The following is a 20,382-nucleotide window of genomic DNA, read 5'->3' on the forward strand; positions in this document are numbered from 1 at the left end:
ATGGCCACGGCCGCTCCCGTTGCGACGAGGGAAGGCCGGCTCGCCATCGTTGCCGGCGGCGGATATCTGCCGCTTTATGTCGCCGAGGCCGCGCGCGCTGCCGGGGACGACCCGGTCGTGATCGCGCTTCGGAACGAGGCCGACCGCGATTTTTCCACCTTCGATCATATGGTCACCGGCGTTGGTGATTTTGCCGGCATCCAGCAGGTCCTCCGGCAAAAAGGGGTGCGGCGGGTCGTGCTCTCCGGTGGTGTCAAACGCCGGCCGGAATGGCGTGATATCCACCCGACGTTTCGTTCGCTGCTGAAGATCCCTTACGTGATCCGCACCTTGCTGGCAGGCGGCGATGATACCGTTCTGCAGATGGTGATCGGCCTGTTTGAAAGCATGGGGTGCCGTGTTGTTGGCGTGCAGGAGATCGTTCCCGGGCTGCTGGCCGAAACCGGATGCCTCACCACAACGGCGCCGGTTGTCGAAGATCTGCGCGATATCGAGACGGCGGCGCAGGCCGCACATCTGCTCGGGCAGCTGGACGTCGGCCAGGGCGCCGTCTGTGTCGGCGGGCGTATTGTGGCTCTCGAAGGCGTCGAGGGAACCGATGCCATGCTGGAGCGTGTCGCATCACTGCGGGCCGCCGGTCGTATTTCGCGCAAACGGCGCGGCGTACTGGTCAAGCTCTGCAAGCCGCAGCAGGATGTCCGTGCGGATCTGCCGACCATCGGTCCGTCCACAGTCAACAGTGCGATCGCAGCCGGACTGGCGGGGATTGCGGTGGAGGCCGGTCGCGCCCTGGTGGTCGATCGCGACGAGATGATTGCGCTGGCGGAACGGAACGGTCTTTTTGTCTGCGGCATTGACCAGGGCGTAAATGGGAGCGGTTTACGATGAGCCTTCGCCCGTTGAAAATTGCCGTCGTGGCCGGCGAGGTGTCTGGCGATCTTCTGGGTGCCGATCTGATCGCCGCGCTGAAATTGATTTATCCGGGTCCGATCGAATTGATCGGCGTTGGGGGTGAAGGCCTGCAGGCGGAAGGTCTGCATAGTCTTTTTGATTTCTCCGAACTGTCGATCATGGGCATCACGCAGGTCCTCAAACGGCTGCCGCTTTTGTTGCGGCGGATCCGCCAGACCGCCGACGCGATCATTGCCGCGCGTCCCGATCTTCTCTTGATCATCGACAGCCCGGACTTCACCCATCGTGTTGCCAAGCGTGTACGTTTGGCGCTGCCGGATCTTCCGGTGGTCGATTATGTCTGCCCGAGCGTCTGGGCCTGGAAGGAATACCGGGCAAAGAACATGCTGGCCTATGTCGATCTGGTGCTGGCACTGCTTCCCTTCGAGCCGGCTGCCATGCGCCGGCTTGACGGACCGAGAACGGAATTCGTCGGTCATCGTCTGACGGCGGACGCAAACGTCCTTGCGGTTCGCGAGCGGCGAAAAACCCGTGCCGCGGGCGACGGCAACAAGACGATCCTGTTATTGCCCGGCTCCCGCTCGACCGAAATCAAGGCGCTGATGCCGGCGCTGAAGGATACCGTGACGCTGATGCTGGAGCGTAATCCGGCGACGCGTTTCCTGCTGCCGACTGTTCCGCGCCAGCGGGCACTCGTCGAAGCGCTCCTGGCGGAGTGGCCGGTCAAGCCGCAGCTGACCTCGACAAGCGCTGAAAAATGGGACGCGTTTGCGGCGGCCGACATGGCGATTGCCGCCTCGGGAACCGTCACGCTGGAGCTTGCCCTTTGCGGCGTGCCGACAGTCTCCATCTACAAGGCGGATCTGCTGATCCGCCTGATGGCAAATCGCATCAAGATCTGGTCTGCGGCACTGCCTAACCTGATTGCCGATCAGCCGGTGATCCCCGAACATATCAACGATCTGGTGCGGCCCGGTTACCTGGTGCGCTGGGCGGAATGCCTCTCCACCGAGACGCCGCAACGACAGGCCATGCTGTCTGGATTTGCCGAGGTATGGGACCGGCTTTCGACTGCCGTGCCGCCGGGCGAGGAAGCGGCAAGTCTGGTGCTCAAGCTTCTGGCGGAAAAGGGTCGCGTCTGACGCGCAACTGTTGAGGCAACAGCCTTGTTGCCGTCGTTTGATATGATGGATGTCTCCCACAAAAAAGGCCCGCGTGAAGCGGGCCTTTTCCGTAGACGGTATCTGCGATCAACGCTTGGAGATCGGCAGGTAGTCGCGCTTCGGTGCACCGGTGTAAAGCTGGCGCGGACGGCCGATACGCTGCTGCGGATCTTCGATCATTTCGGCCCACTGGGCGATCCAGCCGACGGTGCGGGCGAGTGCGAAGAGCACCGTGAACATCGTCGTGGGGAAACCCATCGCCTTCAGCGTGATGCCGGAATAGAAGTCGATGTTCGGGTAGAGCTTCTTCTCGACGAAATATTCGTCGGTCAGTGCAATCTTTTCCAGCTCCATGGCAACCTGCAGCAGCGGGTCGTCCTTGTGGCCGAGTTCGCCGAGAACCTCATGCGTGGTCTTCTGCATGATCTTGGCGCGCGGATCATAGTTCTTGTAGACGCGGTGACCAAAGCCCATCAGGCGGAACGGATCATTCTTGTCTTTCGCGCGGGCAATGTATTCCGGAATACGATCCGGCGTGCCGATTTCCATCAGCATGTTGAGCGCGGCTTCGTTTGCGCCACCGTGGGCCGGGCCCCAGAGGCAGGCAATGCCAGCGGCGATGCAGGCGAACGGGTTGGCGCCGGAAGAACCGGCGAGACGAACGGTCGAGGTCGATGCGTTCTGCTCGTGATCGGCATGCAGGATGAAGATGCGGTCCATGGCGCGCGCCAGAACCGGGTTCACCTGGTATTCTTCACAGGGCACGGCAAAGCACATGCGCAGGAAGTTTGCCGAGTAATCAAGATCGTTCTTCGGGTAAACGAAGGGCTGGCCGATATGGTACTTGTAGGCCATGGCGGCGATCGTCGGCATCTTGGCGATCATGCGCAGCGAGGCAACCATGCGCTGGTGCGGATCGGTGATGTCGGTCGAGTCGTGGTAGAAGGCCGACAAAGCGCCGACCGTGCCGACCATGACGGCCATCGGATGCGCATCGCGACGGAAGCCGGTGAAGAAGCGGCTCATCTGCTCGTGCACCATCGTGTGGTGCGTCACGCGGTAGTCGAAATCCTTCTTCTGCGCAGCCGTCGGCAGTTCGCCGTAGAGCAGCAGATAGCAGGTTTCGAGGAAGTCGCCGTGTTCGGCGAGCTGCTCGATCGGATAGCCGCGATGGAGCAGCACGCCCTCGTCGCCATCGATAAAGGTAATCTTCGATTCACACGAAGCCGTCGACGTGAAGCCCGGGTCGTAGGTGAAGGCGCCGGTCTGCTTGTAGAGCGAGCCGATGTCGATCACGTCGGGACCGATCGTCCCTTTGCGAACGGGAAGATCGACTTTGCTTTCTCCCAATCCAAGATGTGCGCTTGTTTCCGTCATGCTGATCCTCCGATGGTCGGAATGGCGCAAAATGCGCCGAGAAATGAAGCGTATGAACTTGCTATATGATCTGATGCGAGCTGCCAAGCACTCCTGATGGCTAATTGTGCAGCGCGAAATTTAGGCGGAAAAAGTCTCCAGGTTGAGGCGCGCGCGCCCATTGGCCGCTTTGGCGCAATTAAATCGATGCAATGGCGTTTTCGACCGGCAGGCGGACGTTCGCGGCATTGACCATGCGACATAAGCAGGTGCAGGTTGTTGATCAGTTAAAGGCGATGCGGCAATTTCACCGGGGGTTCGAATTGTCGCCAGGAGCACATCGGGCCGCAGAATCAGTTGCACTTCACTCTCCTCCTTTGGAGGACGGGGAGGCGCTGCCTGTGCGGCGTCTGGCGGATGATATTTCATCCGCAGGCTCCGGCCCGCGATGGTCCCTGCCGTTCAGATTCGACCTCCACACGCTGACATTCGTGCCGCGCCGTACCCCGCTGTCCCAGCAGTTTTTGCGCGCCTGCCAGGACGAGATTGACCACGGACGGCTGTTTTTATTCGCGCCGGTTCTTCTCGGGGCGGGGATCGTTCTCTGGTTCTCCCTGCCGCACGATCCGCCGTTGGCATTCTTCGGACTGCTCGTGCCGCTTCTCGTTTTGTGGGCTGTGCTGTCGGTATCCGGTCACCGTCTGGCTGCGGCCTTGTGTATGGGGGCTTCACTCCTCCTTGCCGGCATGGGGCTTGCCGCGCTGGAGACCCGGCTTTTTCCAACGACACTGCTCGACAGCCCCGTCACGACCCAGATCGAGGGGGTGATCGAACGTCGGGAGGCGGCTGGCGAGAACCGGTGGCGTTATATCATCAAGGTTCACCAAACCGAAAAACCGCGGCTTTCCCGTCCGGTGGAGCGCGTGGCGATCTCGGTTCGCAGCACGGCGGCACCTTTGCCAGCGGGCGGCTGGTTCTCCGCCAGAGTGCGGCTGTCGCCGCCATCCGGACCGGCTCTGCCGGGGCTGACGGATTTTGGTTTCTCCTCCTTCTTCGACGGGATCGGCGCGATCGGTTACGTCTACGGCAAGGTCGGGATTTCGACGCGGCCGCTGGACCTGACCGTAGTCGAACGGCTTCAGATGGGCGTCTTTGCCTTGCGGGGCAGGATCGGTGACCGGATTCGCGGGCTGGTGCAGGGCGATGCCGGTGCCTTTGCCGCCGCAATCGTGACGGATGAGCGCCGCGCGATCAGCCGCGAGACGCTGGAGGCGCTGCGTCTGTCGGGGCTCGCCCATATCGTCGCCATTTCAGGGCTCAACATGGCGCTTGCCGCGGGCATCTGTTTTGTTGGGCTCAGGACAGGCCTCGCACTCATCCCACGCATAGCCCATGCGCTGCCGATCAAGAAGATTGCGGCCATGGGCGCGCTGCTGATGGTCAGTTTCTATTACCTCATCTCCGGTTTCGGGGTCTCCGCCGAGCGCGCTTATGTGATGATGGCGATCATGCTGATGGCCGTGCTGGCGGACCGGCCATCGATCAGCCTGCACAACCTGGCGCTTGCCGCGCTTTTTATTCTGATCAAGTCACCCTCTGCGGTGATGGGACCGAGCTTCCAGATGTCCTTTGCCGCGACGGCTGCCCTGGTCGCCGGGTATACGGCATGGACGAGCCGTACGCGCGATCACGGAGAGAAAATGCCATCAACCCGGTCGCAGTCCCTGATCTGGGCCGGCCTCAAGGCCGTCTGGCTGCTGCTGGCCGGAACCTTCCTGACTTCGCTGATCGGCGGTGCCTCGACCGCCATCTTTTCGATCGCGCATTTCCACCAGTTCACCACTTTTGGGCTTGCCGCCAATCTGGCCGCCATGCCGCTCATCTCCTTCGTCATCATGCCCGCGGCGCTCGCGGGCATGATTGCCATGCCCTTCGGTCTCGATGCGCCTTTCTTTGCAGTGATGGGTTACGGGCTCGAATGGGTCATCGTGATCGCAAAGGCCGTCGCCTCCTGGGGCGGCGAGGTGTCGTTCGGCCGTAAACACGACCTGTTCCTGCCGCTTGCCTCGGCCGGCTTCATTCTGCTCGTGTTGTCGAAGACGGGGTTACGCTGGATCGGGATCATGGTCATCGTGGCAGCACTTGCCGTCGATCGCATGGCGCCGGCGCCAAAAACGCCGGACCTTCTGATCTCGGAGGATGGAAGCCTTCTTGCGCTGCTGCACGACGGAAAGGCCTATGTGAACCGGCCGCGTCCGTCCGATTTCCTCTACCGGCAATGGCAGAGCGTACATCCGATCCGCGAGACGATCACGCCGCAAAAGGCCGAACTTGTCCGTTTGGGGGCGACTGACGCGAAGGCTCCACCTGCGGCATCTGCCGCAGAGACCGAGGAGGCGGCAGATGCGCCGTATCGGCGGGCGCCCTTGGCATCTGAAGAGCTCCAGGAGGCCCGCAAGGTCTTTGCCCTATATTTTTCCAGGCGCGACGGACCACGGTTCCACTGCCAAACGTCGCTCGCCTGCCTTTCAGTCACAGGAGAGGGGACCAGAATTCTTGCCCTCCAGGATGCCCGTTATGTCGGTCCGGCCTGCGATGAAGCCGATCTGGTCGTCGCGCCGACATCGCGGCTGGCCGCCTGCCGGTCCGGCGCAATTCTCATCACCGGCGAGCACCTGCGCCGCACCGGAGCCGTCGAACTCTCCTTTACCGCAGTTGGCCGCGACCGCACATCATGGTCGCTGACACCATCCTTCACCGGTGAAACGCGGCCGTGGCAGATCCACCGCGCGTATTCCTGGCGTAGCGGTCGGGACGACAACCATGTGCCGCCCCACCTCTTGCGCCTCATCAATGATAACGACGGATAAGCCCGACGAGCTTGCCCTGAACCTTCACGCGATCAGACGAGAAGATGCGCGTCTCGTAAGCAGGGTTGGCCGCTTCGAGCGCGATCGAGGCCCCCTTGCGGCGGAACCGCTTCAGGGTGGCTTCCTCGTCATCCACCAGCGCCACCACGATGTCGCCGGGGCTGGCCGTGCTGCCGTTGCGGATGATGACCGTATCGCCGTCCAGGATGCCGGCCTCGATCATCGAGTCGCCCTTGACCTCGAGCGCGTAATGTTCGCCCGATCCCAGCATATCGAGCGGCACGCTGATTTCATGGGTGGTGTTCTGGATGGCCGAGATCGGCACGCCAGCAGCGATCCGGCCCATCACCGGAATGGCGGCCGACGAGGCGCTATCGTCCTGCACCGGTGCAGGAGCGGGTTTTGCCGGCTGCGGTTTGCCGAGGCTGCCTTCGATGACGCTCGGCGAAAAGCCGCGCCGCGGTTGCGGCGCCGGCGTATAGGCTTCCGGCAGCTTGATGACTTCAAGCGCGCGTGCCCGGTTGGGCAGGCGCCGGATGAAACCGCGTTCCTCGAGCGCTGTAATGAGCCGGTGAATGCCCGACTTCGACGCCAGATCAAGCGCATCCTTCATTTCATCAAAAGACGGGGGGACCCCGGACTCCTTCATGCGTTCATGAATGAACAGAAGAAGTTCCTGCTGTTTGCGTGTGAGCATGACGACGATCCTGATGGAAACAAATCCAGAACAGACACTATATGTTCCATATGTGTTCCGCAAGCCCTTAAAATCCCCTGAATTCTGGAGGCGCGATAATTAACCGGGAATGGCGCGCATAATTATTCTGGAATGAAAACGGCTCTGCGGCCTTGAATTATAAAGGCTTTTTGCGTCAAACCGGGGTTCCTCAATGCGCCAATAGCGTCCACATACTTCGGTGTTCCAGCGTAAACGTCATCATATTGATTCCGCTGCGATTCTTGGCGCAGTGCCGTCAATCTCCACTCGGTCTTTCGGTTGATTGGCGCAAGGATTGGCGCAAGTCGATTAGGTCGGGCGAACTTGGGTATTGAGGCTCACGATTAGCTCAAGGATATCTTCCGTGGGAGTGTTCCGAAACTCTTCGATAAGCGCCTCTAGCTCAGTTGCCCAATCACTGTCGTTGATGTTGACATTGGCGCCGATTACATCGTCCAGGTGCTCGGCTAGCTTGGGTAGAACGTTGGCCCATATTCTGAGTCGCTCCACTTCGGATTTGAGCAAGAATGAGCCTCTCATTTTCTCGAAAATGAAGAGCGCCACGATGTAACCCTCTTCAAGATGCGTATCACTGTATATCGTGTCTACGATGAAAGGGTCCTTTGTGGCTTCGACACCTGTTAAAATATAAGCCGTTGTATTTCCCGTGGTGCTGGCAATTTTTTCTAGTGTTTGACTGCTCGGTAGACGCCGTCCTGCTTCGTAGTTTGCCAATACCGTACGTCCTACGCCGATTTTTCTTGCAAAATCTTCCTGCGTAGCCGCTCCGCGCGCAGCGCGTATGCGCTCACCTATCTCACGCAGTGTTTCGGCGCCGAATGCACCCCTTGACAGACGTTTCATTTGCGTGACATATCCTTTTCGATATCGTGACATAATGTTTCGGTAAAAAGGATATAGAGATGATGCAGCGTGAGCAAGTGATCGAGCGTTTCGAGGCCGAGGGTGTCTCTATCAAGGAATGGGCGCAGCGTCGGGGCTATAACCCCCGAACAGTCTACGCCGTGCTGAATGGTTCGCTGGGGGGAAAGAGGGGCATAAGCCACAGGATCGCGGTGGATCTTGGCTTGAAAAAGGTTCCTCAAGATAAGCGATTCTCTTGAGGCCGGTTCGATGTGGATAGGTTCTGAGCAATTCGCGAAAGTCGCTGGCATTAAGGCACGGGCTGCTCAGACGGCTATCATGCGAAGCGTTACAGGTCTCGCATGGTATGGCCACCTCCTCGAAGTCCGAACCTTCCACGGTCGCGGCGGTCGATCCGGCATTCAATATCAGGTCAAGGTTTCCAGCCTTCCGCCGCATCTCCAGGAGCGTTTGAAGGCCCTTCAAATGACCGATGAAGCCGTTTCACGGCTTCGTCTTGGCGATGATACGGCCCGCTTCGAGCGCGCCTGGAAATACGAGATCATCGCCCCGGCATTGGCTCACCCCTTCCGTAGCCCCGAACGCAAGGCGGAAATCGACAAGCTCGACGGAGAATGGAGGCTCGATTGGAGCGGATCGCGGCGCAAGCTGACGAAATCCACGCTCTACAAGTGGATCGAGATTTACGAGAACGAGGGCATTCACGCGCTTGCGCAGAAGGTCCGGCGCGACAAGGGGCAGAAGCGGGTATTCATCAACCAGTACTGGTCGAACGCCGTTCCCTTTGACGATTTCGCCAAGGAAACCATTGCCGAGGACATCGTGCAGTTCATTCGCGGGCTGATCGTGAAGGGAACGACGCGCAAGATCATCCGGTTCATGGCCTCCGCCGAATTGCGCCGCCTGACAGCGGCCTACGGTTATCCGGTGGATGACGATGCACAAGCGGAAAAGCTCTTCGGCATTCCCGATGCTCTGATTACGCAAGAGGCGCGCTTCAAGGCCGTCTACCGGCATGATTTCGACCGCAAGGCCAGCGAGGATAACAAGCCCCGTATCCGCCGCACGATTGCCGGTCTCCAGCCCATGGAAATCGTCGTGATGGATGTGCACCATATCAACGTCATGGTGCGCCGGGAGAACGGCACCTGTGCCACGCCGAAATTTCTCGCCTTCCATGACGTGGCGACGAACCGCGTGTTCGGCGATCTGGTATTCCTGAATGAGCGGGGCGGGGTGCGCAACGTCGATGTCATCGACGCTTTCAAGCGCATGTGCCAGCATCCGGCCTTCGGCATGCCGCAGAAGCTTTATTGCGACAATGGCTCGGAATACGGGTTCGCAGACTACCTTGAAGACGCCTTAAAGCTCAATTGCAGCGTCACGGCCTTCAATTCCGAGGATCGCGCCCGCGTCATCCGAGCCAAACCTTACAACGCCTCTGCCAAGGTGGTCGAAGGCTTCTTCCGGCAGATGAACCAACAGTATTTCCGGCATATTCCAGGCTGGATTGATGACAACCGCATGAACCCGAAACGACGCGAACTCGGCAAGCCGATGCCGCCGTTCGAGGACGGTTTCGATGCCTTTTGCGAAACGGTTTTCGGGCTTCTCAGTGCCTACGAGCGTTTGCCGCAAGGCGGTGCTTTGGGCGGAAAATCGCCAGAACAGGCATTTGCCGCACATGTGAAGGATGGATGGGCGGCAACGCTGATCGATGAAGCTCAGTTCTATATGGCGTTCACCAAGCCGGAAAAGCGCAAGCTGAACAAACATGTCTTCAGCCTGGGCGGTCGGGAATGGACATGCGAGGAACTCGACAGGTGCTTCGAAAACACGGTCATCGTGCGCGTGCCAGCCTATCACGGCTTCAATGAGCTGCTGGTGGAAACGCTCCAGGGCGAACGGATTGGCTGGGCAAAGCCGAACGTTCAACTCCCGTACGACGATCCGCGAGGCGCACAGACCAGTGCCGCCCGTGACAAGAACCGCAAGCGCGCTCTTCGCGAGATGAAACGTTCGGTGCCTGACATCGATCCGCTGGAAAAGCTGATCGACATCGGCAAGTCAACGCCGGATGTCGTCCCCAACCCGCCTGCCGCCCTGATCTCGGTCGATGTCGATTGGAACCGGGAACGGGCCATCGTGCCGACCAAGACGGCAAAAAAGACGCGCCAGCAAAGGGAAGAAGAACAGCAGCGTCTCCGTGAGGCTCGAATGCTTATGATCAATACCGCAATCAGTGGAAAGGGCCTCTAATGCGTCTCTCCAAGCCAAAAGTCCCGGATCGTAGCCTCTTCGTTGAAATCGCGCCGGTGCACGATATCCGTGGCGGTATCGCTTATGCGCGGAATTTCGGATGGCCCACACGTATTATCAGCCCTCCTGGCTGCGGCAAGACCACCGCCTTGTACTACCTATCGCAAGAGCTTGGCGGGGTCTATTGCCACGTAGGGCAGGCACAGAACAGCACGCCGGATATGTACCGCATGCTGCTAGAAGCGGCAGGGCGTATTACCGACAAGAAGTTCACCCGCGACTTGTTCGCGGAAGTCATTTCGACGTTTGAAGATAGAAATTGGGACGGGTTGGCTCATGAGCGACCGCGAAAGCTTCTGGTCGTAGATGAAGTGCAAAACCTTGTCGCAACGGCACAGCGTGAATTGCTGAATATCCAAGAAACCTGCAACCTCGCGCTCGTGATGAGCGGTAATGGTGTACGCCTTGCGGGGTCGCGTATTGACAAAGCCGCATGGGAACAAATTGACAGCCGGGTAGGGATGGAAATCGTCCTCAACCCTCTGACAGAACACGACTGCCAGCTAATTGCCTCCGCCTACGGCGTCGAGGGCATGGACACTTACAAAGCAGTCTCAAATTACGGCACTCAGACCAGCGCCCGCCTCCTGGGCCAACTGCTCGAGAGCGCGAAGCTGCTGACCCATAGCGGCGGCGGCATCAAACTGGCCCATATCCGCGCAGTTTTGGAAGGTAATCCGAAGCTCGGATCACCGCAGTTACTGAAACCCGAAGCGGCCTGATCGCCGCTTTCTGAAAGTTCACATCACCTGAAACCTGAAGCTTCGCACCTTTGTGCGGCGTAGGCGGAGCTTTGCCTTAACTATGGAGAGACTGCAATGCCCGCAACCCGCACTGAAACCTACGAAAGCTACCAAGAGCTTCTGGACGGCCTCGAAACAACCAACTCGGCCATTGAGGCCGCTGCCGCTTTGGTTGAGATCGCCTTCCGCCATCAGGAGGAACTGAATGTCGAAGCCCACGGGATCTACGTGCTGTTTAAAAGGCAGTGCGATGATGCCGAGTTCTTTCGCAGGGCTCTTCGTGATGAAATTGCCGAGATCCGGGCCGCGAAGCTGGAAATTCGCAATTCCGAGCGGATTGCCGAGTGGGCCGGAACGTCGAAGTATGTCGTCAATCGTGTCATTTCGATTGCCACCGGCATCAACCTTGGTCCGCCGACAGAACGTCATTCTGAAGAGCCGCCATATGTCTTGAAGAAGGTGACAGCCGATGCGTGAGCCAGCATCACCAACGGCAGTCACAAAAAAGCAGATCGCCCTTCTTCATGTGGCGAAGCGCGATCTCGGCCTTGATGATGATGTCTACCGGGCAGTTCTTGCCCGGTATGGAAAGGTGGATAGTGCCGCCGATCTCGACCTTGCCGGCTTCAACCGCGTGATGAAGTATCTGACGGCCTGCGGCTTCCGTTCCACCTGGACGAAGCGGACCTATGGTTATCGGCCCACCATGGCAACGCCGCCTCAGGTCGATCTCATCCGCTCGCTTTGGGTCAAATGGCGCGGTGCGGATGATCCCGATGACGCCGAACTGAATAAGTGGCTGGGGCGGTTCCACAAGGTCGGGGCTTTGCGCTTCGTGGACAACAAAAAGGCGGCGAAAGTGATTTCGGCACTCCGGGCAATGATCGCCCGGAGACAGGATCAAAATTGAAGGGGTTTTGAAGGCCGTGGGGCGATTTTGTCGGGCCGGGGCGTGTCACTCCTTCAAATCGATTTCGAAGCCGCTTCAAAGCCCGTAGACGCGAATTTGGAACATGTCATGCGGTATGGCTCACAAGAGCCGATCATCAACACCTGAGAGCAAACCGAAGGATAGCGCGAATGGACACGCAAATTGACCTGAACACACTTTCGAAAGAGCAGCTTTTCTTCCTGGTGCAGGTACGCGGGCAGGCGCTGCAAATGCATCGCGCGGCGGATGACAGGCTGTTTGAGATTTTCGAGGCTGGAGAGCTGACGAAGGACCAGGCGCACCGCTTCATGAATGCCAAGCTGGAGATCCTGGGCTCTCTGGCGATTGCGGAAGAGCAAATCCTTGCCGGATACCAAGCGCCGCCAGTTGCGAACTGAGAGAAAACTCGCAAAGTGGACATGTGCCGAGCAGGACGCGCACCCCTGTTGAGAGTGATTGGGATAAGTCGATTTCCGGCCCCCCGGCACACTCCCGCCCTATCGGGCCTGAACTTCGTTTGCCAAATCTGCGATAAGCCTATCAACTGTCTATGATCCGCCCGCCATAGCGGGCATGACCTTTTGCGGCATTCGGTGACACTTTTGGCCCGTTACGGGGAAACGTCACGTGTCGGCGGCATTACAATCATCCAGCGCCCAACCTTTGGAACTGAAGCCAGTCAGCAGCGAAGATCGCCGCCAGTGGGTTCAGCTTGTCACCATGGGCGCGATGAAGACGGTAGACGGTCGCGGCCCCTACGTGGTCGAGGATGCTCCCGGCCTCGTGGCCAACTCCTTCCGGAACATCAGCACGGACAAGCTGCCGATCGATTATGAGCATGCCATCGACGTCGCGGCACCGAAGGGGATCGCTGCACCTGCAGCCGGTTGGATTTCCGAAATGAACGTCCGCAGCGACGGCGTCTGGGGTCTTGTCGAATGGACCCCGCGCGCGGCGCAACTGATCCGGGACAAAGAGTTTCGTTTTCTGTCGCCGGTCCTGCTGCATACCCCCGACATGAAGGTGAAGAAAATTCTTCGCGCTTCGCTCACCAACAATCCGAACCTCACGTTGAAGTCGCTCAACGCGGCTGAGAAAGGCTCTCCCGTGGATCACGAAACTTTCATGCGCGATCTTCGCGCCGCCCTTGGCCTTCCCGAGACTGCTGATGAAGCTGCGGTCATCGACGCGGTCAAAACCAGTAAGAGCGCGCAAAGCGCCGATCCTGCGCGGTATGTGCCCATCGACCTTTTCCAACAGACGCTTGCGGAGTTGCACAAGACCCGTTCCGGGATCTCGCTTCAGGCGGCGGAATTCGAAGTCGAACAATTGATCAAGGCGGGGCGGCTTTTGCCGTTCATGCGGGATTGGTCGGTCAGCCTTTGTCAGGTCAACAAGGCCGCGTTCGATGACTTCATGGAAGGCGCTGGAAAGCCGGTCGGTGAGTTCATCTCCAGCCTTCAGTCTCCTGCCTATGACTGGTCGAAGATGCGGGAAAAAGACGTGGGCGGCTTTGCTGAGCTGACGGACATACACAAGAACCTTGGCCACTCGGCTGAGGATGTAAAGAACTTTGGCGGAAAGACTGAACGATGAACATCAATGCAAGCTCCCTTCGTGACCTGTTCACCGGGTTCAACGTCTCTTTCAACAAGGGTCTGAAAAGCGCCACATCCCATTGGCCGAAGATCGCCATGAAGGTGCCGTCGGTTCATGCGGCGGAGAACTATTCATGGCTTGAAGATACCCCCGGCATTCGTGAATGGCTTGGGGATCGCATAATCCACAATTTGTCGGCAGCGCGCTACGTCATCTCGAACAAGAACTTCGAAGAAACGATCTCGGTCAATCGCAACGATATCGAGGACGACACGTACGGCATCTATGCGCCTCGCCTGGAGAAAATGGGCTATGATGTCGCGCAGCATCCCGACGGTCTGGTGTTCGATCTGCTGAAGAAGGGGGCGGCGCTGAAGTGCTTCGATGGTCAGTATTTCTTTGATACCGATCACAAAGGCTTCGATGAAGCTGGTGAGGAAATCTCGGTCTCCAATTTCACCAGTGGCGAAAATCCGGCATGGTACTTGCTGGATTGCAGCCAACCCTTGAAGCCGCTGATATACCAGGAGCGTCGCGCCTTCCAGTTCGTGTCCATGACCGATACCAACGACGCGAATGTGTTCTTTCAGAACCAGTACGTTTACGGCGTGGATGGACGATGCAATGTCGGTTACGGCCTGTGGCAACTTGCCTACATGTCGAAGGCCGTCTTGAACCCCGCAAACTACTCGACAGCGCGTGTTGCAATGGCCAATCTTCGCCGGGCCAGTGGCAAGCCGCTCGGCGTCATGGGAACACACCTTATCGTTCCGCCTACTCTGGAAGAAACCGCACGCACTCTCTTACAGGCTCAATTGATCGGGAACGGCGCGAGCAACGTTTGGGCCAGCTCGGCCGAGCTGATCGTCACGCCCTACGTTTCTTAAAACCGAGCCGAGGTACCAGGGCGGCGCAATGCCAATATGACCTCGATACACAATCGGTAGCCTATAACTCATGTGGCCGTGCCAGTCCGGCCACCTCGTCACCGGCAGCGTTGGCTGCATGGCGCTGCCGGTGACACTTTCTGGAAGGGACCGTGTGATGGCGAATTCGAGCAAGACGGTTTTCGGTCGGTCCGAAAAGTCTATCGCCGCTATGGCTGTTGCCGAGCGCCTGGGCATTCCCACGGGCGATGTTCTGACGGCGCTACGGGAGGACTGGACGCAAAAGGGAACGCCCTACGTCAAACGGAAAATGAAGGGAATCCTTCAGGTGGCCGAACTGATGGGCCTGAGCGGCGTGGTGAAGGCGAAGGACATCGCTATCGCTAGGGGCCCCACGAGAGAGTGGACGGAAGACACAGTAACTTCCGAGCGGCTTCGTAGCATACTCGGCGCCAAAGCCTACTATCTTCTGATCGAACACCACGGCGGCACGCGGTTGTATGTACCTCAGAACGTGGATGGTTCGGAGATCTTGCGCGCCCTTGATTACGACGATGCCCTCAAGCTTTCGAAGCTTTATGGCGGCAGCTGCATCCGTGTGCCGCTGGACAGGGAATGTCTCGCGGCGAACTACTTTGAGCAAGGACTGACTGTGCGACAGGTTGCCATCCGTCTGCGAGTGACTGAGACCGGTGCCGACAAGCTGAAGGCGCGTATCATCAGAAGGCTGGGCTGACGCCTTCCGCCTCGGCAGATCAGGAGCGAGGCCTTACCAGATGCCGGTAATGCGCTAACGAGGAAAATTGAATGTCTGAGCCAAAACAAGATCCCGCGGTTCAAGGGATGAGTGAAACCGAAGACAGAGCCGCCGCCGTGACGGTTGCACTGGAGAAGTGCGACAGGTGCAGCCGGTACGCATTCCCTGAAGGGAACGTGTCAATATCGATTGCCGAATATACCAAGCTGAAAAGTGATGCCGCAGCCTCTCGGTCACGAATCAATATTTCGGCCTATCGGGCGGCATCGCGCTACGGCATCGGCCTCAATCCCGAACTGGCGAATTTCATCATGACCTCGTATCAGACAATGACCGTCGCTGCCGTCCACGCGGCTTGTGTCGAGAAGTTCGGAGAACGCTCGCCGTCGCGTTCGTCCATCTATCGCTTCGTTGATAAGATGCGGAAGGCCGGATTTTTCTGATTGGCCTCGTCACCAGCTGTCAGATGTGGCTGAGACTGGTCGGACATAGTCGGGTAATGGCGGATATTCCGAGATAAATGCCTACGTTCCAGATTATTGATATTCAGCACAATAGGTGGGTTTTCTGCGGTCCGCATGTCTCCCTTGAGTAAAGAAGGGCATCGACAGCGTCATGGTCGTCGCCATTCTATCTGCTTTGCCGGTCGATTCGCCATTCCCGCGCCAACGGGCTTGCATTTGCTGCAGCCGCATCCGATCTGCCGGTGACAGCGGTGCAAAGCACTGCTAATCAGCGTGCCATCACGGACAAGGCTGCGCGCCTTTGTCGAAACACCGGCCCAGGGGCTGGTTTCCTTCAGGTATCGAGGAGCAGCAGATGTCGATGAACGCCAATCCGAAAGTTGTGGTCGGTGAGGGCGCCTCCCGCGTGGTGTTTTCCAACAGCGCGCCCTTTTCGCTGATCTGCGGCCCCTGCCAGATGGAAAGCCGCGACCACGCCTTCATGATGGCGGGTGCCATCAAGGAGATCTGTGACCGTCTGGGCATCGGCCTTGTCTACAAATCCTCCTTCGACAAGGCCAACCGCACCTCGCTGTCTGGCAAACGTGGCATCGGGCTCGACAAGGCAATGGAGGTCTTTGTCGACCTGAAGAAGGAATTCGGTTTTCCGGTTCTCACCGACATTCACACCGAAGAACAGTGCGCGATCGTGTCTGAGACGGTCGACATTTTGCAGATCCCGGCCTTTTTGTGCCGGCAGACGGATCTGCTGGTTGCGGCGGCGAAGACCGGCCGTGTCATCAATGTGAAGAAAGGCCAGTTCCTCGCGCCCTGGGACATGAAGAACGTGCTGGCCAAGTTCACGGACAGCGGCAATCCGAATGTGCTGCTGTGCGAACGCGGCGCCTCCTTCGGCTACAACACGCTGGTTTCCGACATGCGGTCTCTGCCGATCATGGCGGGCATGGGCGCGCCGGTCATCTTCGATGCGACCCATTCCGTGCAGCAGCCGGGCGGGCAGGGTGGTTCGACCGGCGGTGAACGTCGTTTCGTCGAGACGCTGGCGCGTGCCGCCGTTGCCGTCGGCGTTGCCGGCCTCTTCATCGAAGCGCATGACGACCCGGACAATGCTCCATCCGATGGTCCGAACATGGTCCGGCTTGCCGATCTCGAACGTCTTCTGGAAAAGTTGATGGCACTCGATGCCGTCGCGAAGGCGCCCTGATACCGGAAGATCGCGAGGGCGAAGCGCTCGCCCTCGGATCGCCACCGAAAGGACGTTAGGACGCCATACGAAGTGTCGTCTTTGGACCCGATGTCTTGCTGATCTCGAAGCGGGACATCTGGCGGCTGAGATCCTGCGCCTGTTCGGCCAGTTCCTGGCAGGAGGCGTTGGCTTCTTCAGCCATGGCGGCATTACGCTGTGTGACCTGATCCATGTCGTTGACCGCGTGGCTGATCTCGGCCAGCGCCGTCGATTGTGTGCTGGCAAGTCCGACGATCAGCTCGATCAGACCCGATACGGCGCCCATCTGCTCCTCGATGACGCTCAACGTCTCGCCGGTGCGATTGACGAGCGTGACGCCCGTGTCCACCTGGGTGGTCGATGTATCGATGAGCTGACGGATTTCTTTTGCGGCGCTGGAGGATCGGCCGGCCAGTTCACGCACTTCCTGCGCGACGACGGCAAAACCCTTGCCGGCCTCGCCGGCACGCGCCGCTTCAACGCCGGCGTTCAGCGCCAGCAGGTTCGTCTGGAAGGCAATTTCGTCGATGACACCGATGATCTGGCGGATTTGTGCGGAGGATTCCTCAATCTTCGACATGGCCGAGACCGCTTCGCGGACGATGCGCGTCGATTTCTCCGTCCCTTGTTTTGTTTCCGTCATACGGGCATTGGCGTTTCGGGCATGATCGACCGTTGTTCTGACGGTCGTCGTCACTTCGCCAAGAGCGGATGCGGCTTCTTCCAGTGAAGCGGCCTGCGTTTCGGTTCTCTGCGACAGTTCGCTGGTTCCCGCCGCGATGCTGGAAACACCGGCGCGCACCACGCTCATCGTCTCGGAAATATAGGCCAGTGTCTGTTCCAGCGCCTGAAGGCTGCTGTTGAACTGCGCCCTCAATCGTTCGTAGTCCGGGGAGAATGGCTCTTCGATGCGCGCTGTCAGATCACCGCGCGACAGGCGCTCCAGCCCGGCGCTCAGTGTTTCGATGACGCTGGCGCGATCCGCATCCTCCTTGCTCCGGCGTGCCATTTCTGCGCGTTCGGCCAGAAGCGCGTTTTCCCGATCCGTTTCCTGGCGTTTGCGCGCCGCGATTCGCTCCAGGGCGTTTTCGCGGAAGACGGTCACGGCATCGGACATTTCGCCGATTTCGTCACCGCGGTCGTTATAGGGGACGGGCTGCGTATAGTCGCCCTTGGCGAGAATGCTCATATAGTCGCGCATGCCGGTCAGCGGACGGATGGCGCGACGGTGCATGCCGTAGAGCCCGAGCACGAGCACCGTGGTCGCGCCAAGGGCGGCAATCAGTGACAACGCTGTCAACCAGCTTGTTTCACTCGCCGCCTGCTTCTCCGCCTCTGCGAGAAAGGTGTTGGCGCTTGCGACAAGTTTGACGACTTCTTCCTGGTGTTTGTGGAAGGCCGTCTGCAGGGCCGTTACCGCTTCGCGGACCTGATTTGCGTCGCCGGACGCGATCGCTGCGGAATAGGGACCGTCTATGATCCGCCAGAAGGTCTCCGATGTGGGTTCGACGGATCTGGCGAGCTGATCCTTGAGGTTGACGGCAAGATCCGTTGCCGGCCAATAGGCCTTCCGTTCCTCATAGCTTTTCTTCAGATCGGCAATCTTCTGAATATTTCCCTTCGCCGATTGAGGGTGATAGGCACCCTCCGTCGCCAGAAGATAAGCTTCGACAAGAAAAAGCGGCGGCGGAAGAATATCCGCGACCAGATCTTTTCCGTAAATGACCTGCTGATAGACTGGACCGTTTACCCGTAGACGCTCGAAGGCCCGACTTTGGATGCCGACCGCGGTTGCAAGACCGGCTCCGACGAGACAGCCAAAGAGAATGAGACTGCGGGCAATCGTTATTTTCATCAGGCTGTTCCCACCGAATAAAATCTGACTCAAACGAATCAGGCATTGTTTCTCCAATGGCAGGGAATTTGAGATTACTTTATTGAGAAACAATGAATCTTCTTCTGTGTGCACTGCGTAACCAGCAGAAGTTGTTGCGTTTTTCCGATTCTGATATTTTTTGGATATACGAACTGTATTGTTTACTCGCCAGATGACGTGCCGGGTGCAGAGCGCACACCGTAGTTGTCATCCTCCTGCCATTGTATTTTCTGTAACCTCGGCTAAGACAGGCGGTAATTTCCACCGCACTTATCAGCAGGAAAAGCCATGACAGCCATTACCGATATCATCGCGCGCGAAATCCTCGACAGCCGCGGAAATCCGACCGTCGAAGTCGATGTCCACCTTGAAGATGGTAGTATGGGCCGCGCTGCCGTCCCTTCGGGTGCCTCCACCGGTGCACACGAAGCTGTCGAGCTTCGTGATGGCGGCAAACGTTATCATGGCAAGGGCGTTGAAAAGGCGGTCGAAGCCGTCAACGGCGAGATCTTCGATGCGATCGGCGGCCATGATGCCGAAAACCAGATCCTGATCGACAACCTGATGTGCCAGCTGGACGGCACGCCGAACAAGTCGCGTCTCGGCGCCAACGCCATCCTCGGTGTCTCGCTCGCCGTTGCCAAGGCTGCCGCCGAATCGTCCGGCCTGCCGCTGTTCCGGTATGTCGGCGGCCCGAATGCCCGACTTCTGCCGGTTCCGATGATGAACATCATCAATGGTGGCGCGCATGCCGACAACCCGATCGACTTCCAGGAATTCATGATCATGCCCGTTGGCGCGGACAGCATCCGTGACGCCGTGCGCATGGGCTCGGAAGTGTTCCACGTTCTGAAGAAGGAACTGGCAGCCGGCGGTCACAACACGAACGTCGGCGATGAGGGCGGTTTCGCACCGGGTCTCAAGAGCGCGCCGGAAGCCCTCGACTTCATCATGAAGTCGATCGAAAAGGCCGGCTACCGTCCGGGCGACGATATCCAGCTCGCGCTCGACTGCGCTTCGACCGAATTCTTCAAGGACGGCAAATACGCCCTGGAAGGCGAGGGTCGTACGCTGGAGCCGGAAGCCATGGCCGATTACCTCGCCGAACTGGCCGCCAAGTATCCGATCATCTCGATCGAGGACGGCATGGCGGAAGATGACTGGGACGGCTGGAAGTACCTGACCGACAAGATCGGTTCCAAGGTCCAGCTCGTTGGCGACGACCTTTTCGTCACCAATTCGGCCCGCCTGCGTGACGGTATCAAGATGGGCGTCGGCAATTCGATCCTCGTCAAGGTCAACCAGATCGGTTCGCTGACGGAGACCCTCGACGCTGTCGAGACCGCCCACAAGGCCGGTTACACCGCCGTCATGTCGCACCGCTCGGGCGAAACGGAAGATTCGACGATCGCCGATCTGGCGGTTGCCACCAATTGCGGACAGATCAAGACGGGCTCGCTGTCACGCTCCGACCGGATCGCCAAGTACAACCAGCTGATCCGTATCGAGGAACTGCTGGGCCCGCAGGCCAGCTATGCCGGCCGGTCGATCCTGAAGGGTTGATCGGGCGAAATCGTCCTTTCCGAGTTGATGGCGGCGCTGCGAGGCGCCGCCATTTTTGATTCCCGAGCAGTCGTCGGTTTCGGTGTCCGGTCAACGATTGCTTAAGCATGTTCT

General features: G+C 58.8%; 20 protein-coding genes. 15 read left to right on the plus strand and 5 right to left on the minus strand.

What is annotated here, in order from left to right:
- Positions 1-888: an LpxI family protein gene (locus tag OU993_RS24565; RefSeq protein ID WP_268161544.1), complete on the plus strand. Its 888-nt coding sequence runs from the start codon at positions 1-3 to the stop codon at positions 886-888.
- Positions 885-2,054 carry a lipid-A-disaccharide synthase gene (lpxB, locus tag OU993_RS24570; protein WP_268161545.1) on the plus strand — a complete coding sequence of 390 codons (1,170 nt, stop codon included), beginning with the start codon at positions 885-887 and terminating at the stop codon, positions 2,052-2,054. The genes OU993_RS24565 and lpxB overlap by 4 nt, the downstream gene beginning before the upstream one ends.
- Before the next feature lie 108 nt (positions 2,055-2,162).
- On the opposite strand, the gene gltA is transcribed toward lpxB, so the two are convergent.
- Entirely contained in the window at positions 2,163-3,452 is a 1,290-nt protein-coding gene (gene gltA, locus OU993_RS24575) for a citrate synthase (RefSeq protein ID WP_268161546.1), read from the minus strand.
- Positions 3,453-3,572: 120 nt separating this feature from the next.
- Positions 3,573-3,794 carry a hypothetical protein gene (locus OU993_RS24580; protein WP_268161547.1) on the minus strand — a complete coding sequence of 74 codons (222 nt, stop codon included), beginning with the start codon at positions 3,792-3,794 and terminating at the stop codon, positions 3,573-3,575.
- 128 nt (positions 3,795-3,922) lie between these two features.
- Here OU993_RS24580 and OU993_RS24585 point away from each other — a divergent pair, with 128 nt between their 5' ends.
- Complete coding sequence (locus OU993_RS24585) at positions 3,923-6,301, plus strand: ComEC/Rec2 family competence protein (RefSeq protein ID WP_268161548.1); 2,379 nt, start codon at positions 3,923-3,925, stop codon at positions 6,299-6,301.
- Here the strand turns inward: OU993_RS24585 and lexA are convergent.
- Both lexA and OU993_RS24595 read right to left on the minus strand, forming a co-directional pair.
- A complete protein-coding gene (gene lexA / locus OU993_RS24590) occupies positions 6,282-6,998 on the minus strand; it encodes a transcriptional repressor LexA (protein WP_268161549.1) in 717 nt (238 codons plus the stop codon). The two genes, OU993_RS24585 and lexA, sit on opposite strands and share 20 nt — an antisense overlap.
- Before the next feature lie 330 nt (positions 6,999-7,328).
- Positions 7,329-7,883: a helix-turn-helix domain-containing protein gene (locus tag OU993_RS24595; protein ID WP_268161550.1), complete on the minus strand. Its 555-nt coding sequence runs from the start codon at positions 7,881-7,883 to the stop codon at positions 7,329-7,331.
- A 59-nt stretch (positions 7,884-7,942) separates the two neighbouring features.
- Here OU993_RS24595 and OU993_RS24600 point away from each other — a divergent pair, with 59 nt between their 5' ends.
- From OU993_RS24600 to kdsA, 11 genes are all read left to right on the plus strand, one after another.
- A complete protein-coding gene (locus OU993_RS24600; protein WP_268161551.1) occupies positions 7,943-8,143 on the plus strand; it encodes a DNA-binding protein in 201 nt (66 codons plus the stop codon).
- A gap of 226 nt (positions 8,144-8,369) precedes the next feature.
- Positions 8,370-10,163, plus strand: coding sequence for a hypothetical protein (locus tag OU993_RS24605; RefSeq protein ID WP_268161552.1), 1,794 nt, complete (start codon positions 8,370-8,372; stop codon positions 10,161-10,163).
- A complete protein-coding gene (locus OU993_RS24610; protein WP_268161553.1) occupies positions 10,163-10,945 on the plus strand; it encodes an ATP-binding protein in 783 nt (260 codons plus the stop codon). The genes OU993_RS24605 and OU993_RS24610 overlap by 1 nt, the downstream gene beginning before the upstream one ends.
- Before the next feature lie 96 nt (positions 10,946-11,041).
- Positions 11,042-11,443 carry a hypothetical protein gene (locus tag OU993_RS24615; protein ID WP_268161554.1) on the plus strand — a complete coding sequence of 134 codons (402 nt, stop codon included), beginning with the start codon at positions 11,042-11,044 and terminating at the stop codon, positions 11,441-11,443.
- Positions 11,436-11,876: a regulatory protein GemA gene (locus tag OU993_RS24620; protein WP_268161555.1), complete on the plus strand. Its 441-nt coding sequence runs from the start codon at positions 11,436-11,438 to the stop codon at positions 11,874-11,876. Before OU993_RS24615 ends, OU993_RS24620 begins: the two co-directional genes overlap by 8 nt.
- 170 nt (positions 11,877-12,046) lie before the next feature.
- Positions 12,047-12,295 carry a hypothetical protein gene (locus tag OU993_RS24625; RefSeq protein ID WP_268161556.1) on the plus strand — a complete coding sequence of 83 codons (249 nt, stop codon included), beginning with the start codon at positions 12,047-12,049 and terminating at the stop codon, positions 12,293-12,295.
- 229 nt (positions 12,296-12,524) lie between these two features.
- A complete protein-coding gene (locus OU993_RS24630) occupies positions 12,525-13,493 on the plus strand; it encodes a phage protease (protein ID WP_268161557.1) in 969 nt (322 codons plus the stop codon).
- Positions 13,490-14,383 (plus strand): Mu-like prophage major head subunit gpT family protein, encoded by an 894-nt coding sequence (locus OU993_RS24635; protein ID WP_268161558.1) that lies wholly within the window; start codon positions 13,490-13,492, stop codon positions 14,381-14,383. The genes OU993_RS24630 and OU993_RS24635 overlap by 4 nt, the downstream gene beginning before the upstream one ends.
- Before the next feature lie 157 nt (positions 14,384-14,540).
- Positions 14,541-15,119: a hypothetical protein gene (locus OU993_RS24640; RefSeq protein ID WP_268161559.1), complete on the plus strand. Its 579-nt coding sequence runs from the start codon at positions 14,541-14,543 to the stop codon at positions 15,117-15,119.
- Positions 15,120-15,190: 71 nt separating this feature from the next.
- Positions 15,191-15,583 (plus strand): helix-turn-helix domain-containing protein, encoded by a 393-nt coding sequence (locus OU993_RS24645; protein WP_268161560.1) that lies wholly within the window; start codon positions 15,191-15,193, stop codon positions 15,581-15,583.
- Between the two features lie 376 nt (positions 15,584-15,959).
- Positions 15,960-16,808, plus strand: coding sequence for a 3-deoxy-8-phosphooctulonate synthase (gene kdsA, locus OU993_RS24650; protein WP_268161561.1), 849 nt, complete (start codon positions 15,960-15,962; stop codon positions 16,806-16,808).
- Positions 16,809-16,863: 55 nt separating this feature from the next.
- Here the strand turns inward: kdsA and OU993_RS24655 are convergent, their stop codons facing one another.
- Positions 16,864-18,684: a methyl-accepting chemotaxis protein gene (locus tag OU993_RS24655; protein ID WP_268161562.1), complete on the minus strand. Its 1,821-nt coding sequence runs from the start codon at positions 18,682-18,684 to the stop codon at positions 16,864-16,866.
- A 309-nt stretch (positions 18,685-18,993) separates the two neighbouring features.
- Between OU993_RS24655 and eno the strand changes: the two genes are divergently transcribed.
- The gene (eno, locus tag OU993_RS24660; RefSeq protein ID WP_268161563.1) at positions 18,994-20,268 is read left to right on the plus strand and encodes a phosphopyruvate hydratase; all 1,275 of its coding nucleotides are present in this window, start codon (positions 18,994-18,996) and stop codon (positions 20,266-20,268) included.
- Positions 20,269-20,382 lie beyond the last annotated feature (114 nt).

This window comes from Rhizobium sp. SL86 (assembly GCF_026672545.1).
In the GTDB taxonomy this organism is placed as follows: domain Bacteria; phylum Pseudomonadota; class Alphaproteobacteria; order Rhizobiales; family Rhizobiaceae; genus Neorhizobium.

Coding starts and splice junctions, on each gene's coding strand:
- OU993_RS24565 (WP_268161544.1), top strand. CDS start 1: ATGGCCACGGCCGCTCCCGTTGCGACGAGGGAAGGCCGGCTCGCCATC.
- lpxB (WP_268161545.1), top strand. CDS start 885: ATGAGCCTTCGCCCGTTGAAAATTGCCGTCGTGGCCGGCGAGGTGTCT.
- gltA (WP_268161546.1), bottom strand. CDS start 3,452: ATGACGGAAACAAGCGCACATCTTGGATTGGGAGAAAGCAAAGTCGAT.
- lexA (WP_268161549.1), bottom strand. CDS start 6,998: ATGCTCACACGCAAACAGCAGGAACTTCTTCTGTTCATTCATGAACGC.
- OU993_RS24595 (WP_268161550.1), bottom strand. CDS start 7,883: ATGAAACGTCTGTCAAGGGGTGCATTCGGCGCCGAAACACTGCGTGAG.
- OU993_RS24600 (WP_268161551.1), top strand. CDS start 7,943: ATGATGCAGCGTGAGCAAGTGATCGAGCGTTTCGAGGCCGAGGGTGTC.
- OU993_RS24605 (WP_268161552.1), top strand. CDS start 8,370: ATGACCGATGAAGCCGTTTCACGGCTTCGTCTTGGCGATGATACGGCC.
- OU993_RS24610 (WP_268161553.1), top strand. CDS start 10,163: ATGCGTCTCTCCAAGCCAAAAGTCCCGGATCGTAGCCTCTTCGTTGAA.
- OU993_RS24615 (WP_268161554.1), top strand. CDS start 11,042: ATGCCCGCAACCCGCACTGAAACCTACGAAAGCTACCAAGAGCTTCTG.
- OU993_RS24620 (WP_268161555.1), top strand. CDS start 11,436: ATGCGTGAGCCAGCATCACCAACGGCAGTCACAAAAAAGCAGATCGCC.
- OU993_RS24625 (WP_268161556.1), top strand. CDS start 12,047: ATGGACACGCAAATTGACCTGAACACACTTTCGAAAGAGCAGCTTTTC.
- OU993_RS24635 (WP_268161558.1), top strand. CDS start 13,490: ATGAACATCAATGCAAGCTCCCTTCGTGACCTGTTCACCGGGTTCAAC.
- OU993_RS24640 (WP_268161559.1), top strand. CDS start 14,541: ATGGCGAATTCGAGCAAGACGGTTTTCGGTCGGTCCGAAAAGTCTATC.
- OU993_RS24645 (WP_268161560.1), top strand. CDS start 15,191: ATGTCTGAGCCAAAACAAGATCCCGCGGTTCAAGGGATGAGTGAAACC.
- kdsA (WP_268161561.1), top strand. CDS start 15,960: ATGTCGATGAACGCCAATCCGAAAGTTGTGGTCGGTGAGGGCGCCTCC.
- OU993_RS24655 (WP_268161562.1), bottom strand. CDS start 18,684: ATGAAAATAACGATTGCCCGCAGTCTCATTCTCTTTGGCTGTCTCGTC.
- eno (WP_268161563.1), top strand. CDS start 18,994: ATGACAGCCATTACCGATATCATCGCGCGCGAAATCCTCGACAGCCGC.